Consider the following 8,371-nt stretch of genomic DNA (forward strand, 5'->3'; position numbering starts at 1 on the left):
ATTGTGGTTTAAATAAAAATACAGTTGATTTATTTTTTCCTAAACATACAAAATATAAAGTTTTGTATGGTTTCAAATGGCGTTTTATGATCTTCATTAATACATTTTACCTTTTCAAAATTTTTATTAAATTGTTTTTTAAGAGCTGTTTCGGTATATTGTTTTATCTCTAGACCGCTACATTTTGTAGGGCCTTTGTCAGAAAAAGTACCTACAATTAAAAATCCTGTAATCCATTTTTGAGTAATTGCAAGGTATTTATTTATCTGATCTTCGGTCGTCAAAAAATGAAATGTGGCTCGGTCATGCCAAATATCATAAGTGGTGTCTGGAACAAATTCAGTGATATCAGAAACTATCCAGGTAACCCTGTCAGCTTTATCGCCCAAACGAATTTTTGCTCTTTCCAATGCTTTTGATGAAATGTCTAAAACAGTTAAGTTTTCGTAACCTTTTTCCAATAAATAATCAATGAGTTTACTGTCGCCACCTCCTATATCAATAATTTTTGCCGATTTATCCAAATTAGTTTCTCGGATAAAATCAAGGGAGGTCTTAGGATTTTCTTGTGTCCAGCTGACTTCGTTGGGTTGTTTTGTTTCATAAACAGTATCCCAATGATTTCTTCTATTATCTTCCATAATAGTTAGTACTAAATTACGTATTTTAATGAAACCCAGTTGTTTCTTTCGAATTTTTTAACATAAGTTAAACCTTTCTCTGTGCAAGAAGCATCAATAAATGGAATGTCTTCAACGTAAAAACCGCTTAAAAGTAAGGTTCCTTTTGGATTCAAACAATCTACATAACTTTGCATGTCGTTTAACAAAATATTCCTATTGATATTGGCTATAATCAGATCATATTTTTTGTCTGTTATTAACGATGCATCACCTTCATAAACTGTAATATGTTTGCATTTATTGCGTTCGGCATTTTCTATCGAGTTCAAATAACACCAGTTGTCAATATCGATGGCATCAATGGGTTGTGCACCTTTCATTTCAGCAAGAATAGCCAAAATCGCTGTTCCGCAACCCATATCAAGGGTTTTCATCCCCGTAACATCTATTTCTAATAAATGTTGAACCATCATATGAGTGGTCTCGTGATGACCGGTTCCAAAACTCATTTTTGGTTCAATTACAATATCAAATTCGGCATCCGTTTTTGGATGAAAAGGGGCACGAATATGACAGTTTCCTTCCACATCTATAGCTTCAAAATTCTTTTCCCATTCCTCATTCCAATTTACTTGCTGGATTTCTTCAAAAGTATATTCGATTTTAAATTCCTCGGATTTTAAAATATAGATATTGTCAAGAATATTTTCATCCCATAAATCCTTTTGAACAAAAGCAGATATTCCAGTTTCGGTTTCTGTAAAACTTTCGAATGCTTTTTCTCCCAGTTCTGCAATTAATATTTCCGAACCTAATTGCTTTTCCTGATCAATAGCGCTCGAGCCTTTTGGTTCTATGGTAAAATGATATCCGATATATATGTTTGACATGTTAGTTTTTTTTGCAAAGGTAGTATTATCTATTTCCATTGAATAATGAAAAGCAAAAAAAAAGAGATTTGAATGATTTCAAACCTCTTTTTTTAACTGTATTGATTAATTTTATAGTGCATTTACTATAGCAACGAAATCGTCTGCTTGAAGGGCAGCGCCACCGATAAGACCTCCGTCAACATCTGGTTTTGAGAAAATTTCTTTTGCATTTTCAGGTTTTACACTTCCTCCGTAAAGGATTGATACGTCTTCGGCAATATCGCTTCCAAAAGCTTTACGCACTGTCTCTCTGATGAATTCGTGCATTTCTTGTGCTTGTTCCGGAGAAGCCGTTTCACCTGTGCCTATTGCCCAAACTGGTTCATATGCCAAAACTATATTTCCCCAATCTGAAGCTTCAATACTAAATAAACCATCTTTTAATTGATTTTCAACAATATTAAAATGATTTTTAGATTGACGGTCTTTCAATTCTTCGCCGAAACAAAAAATAACGGTCATATCATGTTCTAAAGCTGTATTTACTTTGCTAGCAATCAAAGCATCAGTTTCATTAAAAATAGCTCTACGTTCTGAATGTCCAATAATCACGGTGTTAACGCCTATATTCTGTAACATGTCGGCTGAAATTTCACCGGTAAAAGCACCACTTTCTGCTTGATGCATATTTTGGGCAGCTACATCAATATTGGTAAATTCTAAATGATCAACAGCAGAAGCTAAATTAATAAAAGTTGGAGCTACAATTACTTGCGCTTTTGTTTCTGTTGGTATTTTAGCGATTAGCTCATTTAATAGATCTTCAGTTTGTTCTGCATTTTTATGCATTTTCCAGTTTCCTGCTACAATCTTCTTTCTCATTTTAGTTCTTGTTTTTATTTAGTTTTAGTTTTTAGCTGTTTTTTACCATTAAAATAATCATCTTTCCCAATCGTAGTTAACTATTATTTCAATTTTTTTAAGGTTTCATTTATTTTGTCAAAATCAGTTTCTATTGCACGATATAAAACAATTTTCCCTTTTTTATCTATTATTATATATCTCGGAATCCAATCTAAATCAATGGCTTTGCCAAAAACTCCTTTCATTTGATCATTCGCCATGAAGTGTTGTCCTTTTAATTCGTGTTTTTCAATACCTGTTTTCCATTTATCTGCAGCCTTGTCCATAGAAATAAACACATAAGCTACGTTTGGATTATTTGCCTGTAATTCTTTGATTTTTGGCATTACTTTCACACAGTCACCACACCAAGAAGCCCAGACCTCTACTACTACAGTTTTGCCTTTGTATTTTTTTAAGATATCTTTAAAAGCAACTTGGTTTCCGTCAGTTGATAATAATGTTTCTGATAAAGCCTCTTTTGAAAATGCTGTTTTTTGTTGTGCATTTGTGCATGAAATGGCAACGAAAGCTATGAATAAAGCGAATATTTTTTTCATTTTTTTATAATTTTAGTAAAGTTAAACAAAGAAATGGAAAGAGATATATAGAATTATAATTTTTAAATGCAGAATTCAAAAATCTAAATATAATATCGTTGTAGTTAATAAAAATTTGACTCTAATAAATTAAAAATACAATTAGTCAACGTTTTTTTATTGAAAATTTAAAAACCACTCGCTTATTAAATCTACTTTTGAGTTTAGGCAAGAAATAGTTTAAGGTTTAAAGTATTTAAAATTCTAAACCTTAAACGGTAAAAATTATTATAACTTCAAATTTGAAATGTCATTATGATGGACTTTTTGTAAAATAGTTCCATGATTCAGAACCACAATACTTGGATTCGCTCTTTCGATAGTTTTCAAAGAGATTGCATCACAGAAATAAAAATCAAAAGTGAATCCGAATTGTTTTTTCGTTTTTTCAATATCCTCTGGAATTGAAGCCGTCATCCCTATTACTTTGTAACCGTTTGCTTTCGCTTCCAAGTTCAATTTTTCGAGTTTCAATAATCCGTTTTTGTCAGCATGAATTAAGTCATAAGATACAATCATAAGCAATTTTGGTTCTTGCAAAAATTCATCTTTGTAGTCAGATCCGTCTTTTTCCATAACAAAATCATGAATGGGAGGGACGTAACCTTCTGTAATTACTTTGTCTTTTCTATCTACGAATGTTGCTCCAACTGGGATTTTCATCAAATCCTTTTCGGTAAATTCCTTGTCAACACCATTTACTTTATAGATAAAAACCATTTCGACTACACTTTTTGGAGCGCCATCTGGAATTCTCATTCCTTTTTGGATATTGGTTCCTACTTTGTATGGACGGAAATCTTTTAAAGGCAAATGGTTTATAACCCAATATCCCATAAATGCGCACAAAACAATACTTGCAAAGACTAAAATACTTTGAATGATATTTCCAAATAACGGTTTAATCAATTTTTTATTGAAAAATAGAATCAGTATAAAAAACAATAAAACCACATCTTTAGTAAAGGATTGCCAAGGCGTCAAATGCAAAGCATCACCAAAACAACCACAATCTTTTACTACATCAAAATAAGCTGAATAAAAAGTTAAGAATGTGAAAAATACAATCAAAAGCAACAAACTGTTAATAGTGAATTTTGATTTGTAACCAATGAGCAGCATGACCCCCAAAACGACTTCAAGAATAACTAAAAACAATGCTAATGCTACTGCAAATGGAACTAAGAATGGCATGTTGAAAACCGGTTCGCCAAAATACTCCGCCAGTTTATAAGAAAAACCAATTGGGTCGTTCAGTTTAATTAATCCCGAAATAATAAATAAAATCCCAACAAAAATACGGGAGAATTGTGTAATTATATTTTTCATAATTTTATCTTAATTTTTATTTCCAGAATCCATTAAAATTAATGCAAAAACAGCATAATTGATCATATCTTGATAATTAGCATCAATACCTTCTGATACCAATGTTTTGCCCTTATTATCTTCAATTTGTTTGACACGAAGTAGTTTTTGCAAAATCAAATCAGTGAGTGAACTGACACGCATATCGCGCCATGCTTCTCCATAATCATGATTTTTATCTTCCATCAAATTTTTGGTTGATTTTAGTTTGGCATCATACAATTCAGTTGCTTTTTCAACATCTAAATCAGGTTGATCAACAACGCCTAATTCCAGTTGGATTAAAGCCATAATGGAATAATTGATAATTCCGATAAATTCTCCTGTCTCATCTTCGTCAATTTTACGAACCTCGTTTTCTTGTAAACTTCTTATTCTTTGCGCTTTTATGTAAATTTGATCGGTCAATGAAGGCAATCTCAAAATACGCCAAGCACATCCGTAATCTTTCATTTTATTGATAAACAGTGAGCGACAAATCGCAATTACGGTATCGTATTCTTTTGAAGTATTCTTCATTATTGATGTATATTTGTCTAAATATTTCCTCAAAAATAGCATATTTTTTTTGAATGAAGAATGTTGGATAAATAATGTTTAATGTAAAAGGTTTTAAACCGAAAACTGCCACTGAAAACCTAAAAACAATGACTATTAATTGCAAAGGACAACTAATCGATCTATCGACTCCCAAAGTAATGGGTATTTTGAATGTTACACCCAACTCTTTTTTCGATGGCGGAAAGTATAAAAATGAAACCGAAATACTATCTCAAGTTGAAAAAATGGTAATCGAAGGTGCTACCTTTATTGATATTGGCGCCTATTCCAGTAAACCCAATGCCGAGTTTGTATCAGAAGAGGAAGAAATTTCAAGAATTGTTTCCGCTATTGATTTGATTCTAAAACATTTTCCCGAAACGATTCTATCAATAGATACTTTTAGGGGCGAAGTAGCAAAAGTGAGTATAGAAAGTGGTGCCGCTATCATCAATGATATTTCGGCAGGACATTTAGATGATAAAATGTTGGAAGTAATTGGAAAATATAATGTTCCTTACATTATGATGCACATGAGAGGAACGCCTCAAACGATGCAAACGTTCACGGTTTATGATGATATTGTAAAAGAAATGTTGTTCTATTTTTCGGAACGAATTGCAAAAGCCAGAAGTTTTGGAATCAATGATTTAATTATTGATCCCGGTTTTGGTTTTGCCAAAAAGCTAGACCAAAATTATGAAGTATTTCAAAAAATGGAATTGTTTAACATGCTTAATTTACCATTACTTATTGGGATTTCCAGAAAATCAATGATTTATAAAACTTTAAATATCAGTATTGAAGAAGCATTAAACGGAACAACAATATTAAATACCCTAGCATTAAATAAAGGAGCAAAAATCCTTCGTGTTCATGATGTAAAAGAAGCAATGGAATGCGTTACTTTATTTAATAAAATCAATTCATAATTATGAAATACTTCACTATTATCGTACTTTTTATTCTTGTTTCTTGTGGAAACAAAGAAAATATATTACTACCTAAATCGAATAATACTATCATTAAAAATATAGAAGATCATTCACCAATCTACATTTTTTTTAGAACAAAATATAAAGATACTTTGGCGGAAGTAAACAGGAAAAATGAAATTATTTCAACCAATTGGATTTTCAACGTAGATAAACGTTTGCCTTTGCGATTAGTCATTCCTGAAGTCATGAAATTGCAAAATAAAAAACGAGAAGAAAAAGCTCATAAGAACGAAAAAGCTCAAAATTATTATTCCTATGCAGATACTATTGGTAAAAATTTAGCTTTTATACCCTTTACAAATGTATTTTATAAACTGGAAAAACCTAAATCCGGTATAATTATATTTTTCAAAAAAAATAATGAGATAGAAGTCAACGGTATAATTGTTAAAAAAGAAAATATAAGAAATTATTTAGCTGCATTACCAATTAGTGTAATAAATCATTATGTTTTTTGTTTTGCTAAAGATTTGAGTTACGGCAGCTATTTACAGTATGAAATTTTAATGTGGGATTTTAAAGTATCAAAATCAAAAATTACTAAGCAGGAATTCATGTATTAAAGATCCTCGAATTAACAGTAATGATCAATTTGAATTGTACTTTTTTAAATGTAAAAAAATAAAGTCTCACTTGTTTTGAAAACAGAAAGACTTTATTAATCAAAAAATATTCGTTAATATCCTCCTCCTCCGCCACTGCCAGAAGTAGTTCCTTTTATTAGTTGGCCTCGAATTTCACCAGTTTGGAATGCTGCAGTATGAATGTTAACGTAGTAAAGATTTGCTTTTAGATCCGCCTCTTGTGCGGCAGTTAAAGCGGGGCTTGTGAAGCTAATTGGAGAAACTAAATTTGTAAATGGGAAAACAACGTTGCCATTTACTCCTACTGCACCCATGTGTATATGTCCGCCAGTAGGAGAAGCAATAGTGTGTGTTACAGTAATTGAGAATGTTTTGGTAGTATTGTTGAACGAAAGCAGAGCGGTTCCAGTTGCTGTTGAATTATTACCAGGAACTTCGCTAGCTCCATCTAATGTTGCATTAAATGTTGTAATGCTTGGACCTGGACTTGGACTTGAATCGTTGTTACTGCATGAAGCTATAACTGATACAAAAATTAAAATAACAAATAATCTAATTAAGGTTTTCATACGATATAAAATTTAAGATTAAAAAATAAAAATAACATATTGTTTTGTGGGTCATAACTGTTTGTTATTCATTCATTTGAATAAAAAAACATTTAAGTAAATTTAGGAATTTTCTTTTAAAAGTCAATGAGTTTTTCAAGTAAATATTTTTTTTAGACAGGTAAAACGTTTTTATAAAAATTACATGATTTTTTTTGCTCTTATTTATAGTTTTTTTGAATCGTCAAAAATGATTAGAAAAAGAAAGGATTATAGTTGTAATGGAATGCATTTTCAAAAGAATCAAAGCGCAATAATTGATTTTTTGGAATGAATTGTCATTCATGCTAAATTTAATCCAAATAGAAAAGGCCTAAAGAAAAGTGTTTTTAGCTAATAGTGCAGAATTGCAGTTCAAACTTCTTATTGATGATGATAGGGCTCGTTTCTTAAAATTGTAAATCCGCGATACAACTGTTCAATAAAAAACAACCGCACCATTTGATGGGAGAATGTCATTAAGGAAAGAGAAATTTTCCCTTGTGCTTTAGCATAAACAGTTTCCGAAAATCCATAAGGACCGCCAATTACAAAAACTAAAGTCTTAACGCTGGAGTTCATTTTTTTTTGTAATTCTTCTGAAAAGCCAATGCTGGAGAAGTTTTTTCCGTTTTCGTCCAATAAAATAAGTTGATCTGTTGGCGTTATTTTTGCCAAAATCAATTCGCCTTCTTTCTCTTTCTGCTGACTTTCAGATAAGTTTTTTACATTTTTAATATCAGGAATAATATCGAGATCAAACTTGATGTAAAAAGACAAGCGCTTCGTATAATCTTCTATTAGGGATTGTAAGGCTTTGTTATCGGTTTTACCAATAGCAATTAGTTTAATGTTCATTTTGTAGAAATTCAGAGTTGCAAAGATAGAAAATTGATATTGTATCAATATTATCTAAAGAAAGAACATAAAAAAATGTTTCCTTAATTTTTTGAAATGGTTGTAATATGCTGTACCCATTTTTCAGACAGAAATCTCAACGATTTAAGATAGGTTTTTAGTTTGATATTCTATTATCTTGGTTAAAATCGGAGATAACTTTTGGCTATTTTACAAAGCCAAAAAAAGTTATTCTGATTTTATGCCACTTCTTTTTTGTAATAATTATTATAAGGCGTTCCATAATCTAGTGACTGATGAATTCGCCGTGTATTATAAAATTCAAAATAATCTTTGAGTCCTCTATAAAGGCTGATTCCGTCAGTATATGCTTGTAAATATACATTCTCGTATTTGACTGTCCTCCATAATCTTTCTATAAAAATGTTGTCAATAGCTC

Annotated in this window: 11 protein-coding genes; 2 read left to right on the forward strand and 9 right to left on the reverse strand. The window is 31.0% G+C overall.

The window, feature by feature from the left end; all coding sequences use genetic code 11:
- Positions 1 to 29 precede the first annotated feature (29 nt).
- The 6 genes from C4S35_RS13695 to C4S35_RS13720 all read right to left on the reverse strand — a co-directional run bounded on the left by C4S35_RS13695 (position 30) and on the right by C4S35_RS13720 (position 4,884).
- Entirely contained in the window at positions 30 to 641 is a 612-nt protein-coding gene (locus tag C4S35_RS13695; protein WP_104000715.1) for a class I SAM-dependent methyltransferase, read from the reverse strand.
- Positions 642 to 652: 11 nt separating this feature from the next.
- On the reverse strand, positions 653 to 1,513 hold the full coding sequence (prmA, locus tag C4S35_RS13700) for a 50S ribosomal protein L11 methyltransferase (protein ID WP_104000727.1): 861 nt from the start codon (positions 1,511 to 1,513) through the stop codon (positions 653 to 655).
- A gap of 111 nt (positions 1,514 to 1,624) precedes the next feature.
- Positions 1,625 to 2,377 carry a triose-phosphate isomerase gene (gene tpiA, locus C4S35_RS13705; protein ID WP_104000716.1) on the reverse strand — a complete coding sequence of 251 codons (753 nt, stop codon included), beginning with the start codon at positions 2,375 to 2,377 and terminating at the stop codon, positions 1,625 to 1,627.
- Positions 2,378 to 2,460: 83 nt separating this feature from the next.
- The gene (locus C4S35_RS13710) at positions 2,461 to 2,958 is read right to left on the reverse strand and encodes a TlpA family protein disulfide reductase (RefSeq protein ID WP_104000717.1); all 498 of its coding nucleotides are present in this window, start codon (positions 2,956 to 2,958) and stop codon (positions 2,461 to 2,463) included.
- A 267-nt stretch (positions 2,959 to 3,225) separates the two neighbouring features.
- Entirely contained in the window at positions 3,226 to 4,326 is a 1,101-nt protein-coding gene (locus tag C4S35_RS13715) for a BT_3928 family protein (RefSeq protein ID WP_104000718.1), read from the reverse strand.
- 9 nt (positions 4,327 to 4,335) lie between these two features.
- Positions 4,336 to 4,884 (reverse strand): DUF1599 domain-containing protein, encoded by a 549-nt coding sequence (locus tag C4S35_RS13720; protein ID WP_104000719.1) that lies wholly within the window; start codon positions 4,882 to 4,884, stop codon positions 4,336 to 4,338.
- A 128-nt stretch (positions 4,885 to 5,012) separates the two neighbouring features.
- Here C4S35_RS13720 and folP point away from each other — a divergent pair, with 128 nt between their 5' ends.
- Entirely contained in the window at positions 5,013 to 5,837 is an 825-nt protein-coding gene (gene folP, locus C4S35_RS13725; RefSeq protein WP_104000728.1) for a dihydropteroate synthase, read from the forward strand.
- Positions 5,838 to 5,839: 2 nt separating this feature from the next.
- A complete protein-coding gene (locus C4S35_RS13730) occupies positions 5,840 to 6,466 on the forward strand; it encodes a hypothetical protein (protein ID WP_104000720.1) in 627 nt (208 codons plus the stop codon).
- Positions 6,467 to 6,579: 113 nt separating this feature from the next.
- Here the strand turns inward: C4S35_RS13730 and C4S35_RS13735 are convergent, their stop codons facing one another.
- The 3 genes from C4S35_RS13735 to C4S35_RS13745 form a co-directional block, all read right to left on the reverse strand.
- Complete coding sequence (locus C4S35_RS13735; protein ID WP_104000721.1) at positions 6,580 to 7,056, reverse strand: CHRD domain-containing protein; 477 nt, start codon at positions 7,054 to 7,056, stop codon at positions 6,580 to 6,582.
- A 402-nt stretch (positions 7,057 to 7,458) separates the two neighbouring features.
- Positions 7,459 to 7,932, reverse strand: a complete 474-nt coding sequence (gene rlmH / locus C4S35_RS13740; protein ID WP_104000722.1) for a 23S rRNA (pseudouridine(1915)-N(3))-methyltransferase RlmH — start codon at positions 7,930 to 7,932, stop codon at positions 7,459 to 7,461.
- Between the two features lie 239 nt (positions 7,933 to 8,171).
- Positions 8,172 to 8,371, reverse strand: a 200-nt coding sequence (locus tag C4S35_RS13745; RefSeq protein WP_146059556.1) for an integrase core domain-containing protein, incomplete at its 5' end; no start/stop codon positions are given.

This window comes from Flavobacterium urumqiense (assembly GCF_900108015.1).
GTDB lineage: Bacteria > Bacteroidota > Bacteroidia > Flavobacteriales > Flavobacteriaceae > Flavobacterium > Flavobacterium urumqiense.

What these genes read in the sequence shown, in the direction of transcription:
- C4S35_RS13695 (WP_104000715.1), bottom strand. Translation starts at nt 641, where the DNA reads ATGGAAGATAATAGAAGAAATCATTGGGATACTGTTTATGAAACAAAA.
- prmA (WP_104000727.1), bottom strand. Translation starts at nt 1,513, where the DNA reads ATGTCAAACATATATATCGGATATCATTTTACCATAGAACCAAAAGGC.
- tpiA (WP_104000716.1), bottom strand. Translation starts at nt 2,377, where the DNA reads ATGAGAAAGAAGATTGTAGCAGGAAACTGGAAAATGCATAAAAATGCA.
- C4S35_RS13710 (WP_104000717.1), bottom strand. Translation starts at nt 2,958, where the DNA reads ATGAAAAAAATATTCGCTTTATTCATAGCTTTCGTTGCCATTTCATGC.
- C4S35_RS13715 (WP_104000718.1), bottom strand. Translation starts at nt 4,326, where the DNA reads ATGAAAAATATAATTACACAATTCTCCCGTATTTTTGTTGGGATTTTA.
- C4S35_RS13720 (WP_104000719.1), bottom strand. Translation starts at nt 4,884, where the DNA reads ATGAAGAATACTTCAAAAGAATACGATACCGTAATTGCGATTTGTCGC.
- folP (WP_104000728.1), top strand. Translation starts at nt 5,013, where the DNA reads ATGACTATTAATTGCAAAGGACAACTAATCGATCTATCGACTCCCAAA.
- C4S35_RS13730 (WP_104000720.1), top strand. Translation starts at nt 5,840, where the DNA reads ATGAAATACTTCACTATTATCGTACTTTTTATTCTTGTTTCTTGTGGA.
- C4S35_RS13735 (WP_104000721.1), bottom strand. Translation starts at nt 7,056, where the DNA reads ATGAAAACCTTAATTAGATTATTTGTTATTTTAATTTTTGTATCAGTT.
- rlmH (WP_104000722.1), bottom strand. Translation starts at nt 7,932, where the DNA reads ATGAACATTAAACTAATTGCTATTGGTAAAACCGATAACAAAGCCTTA.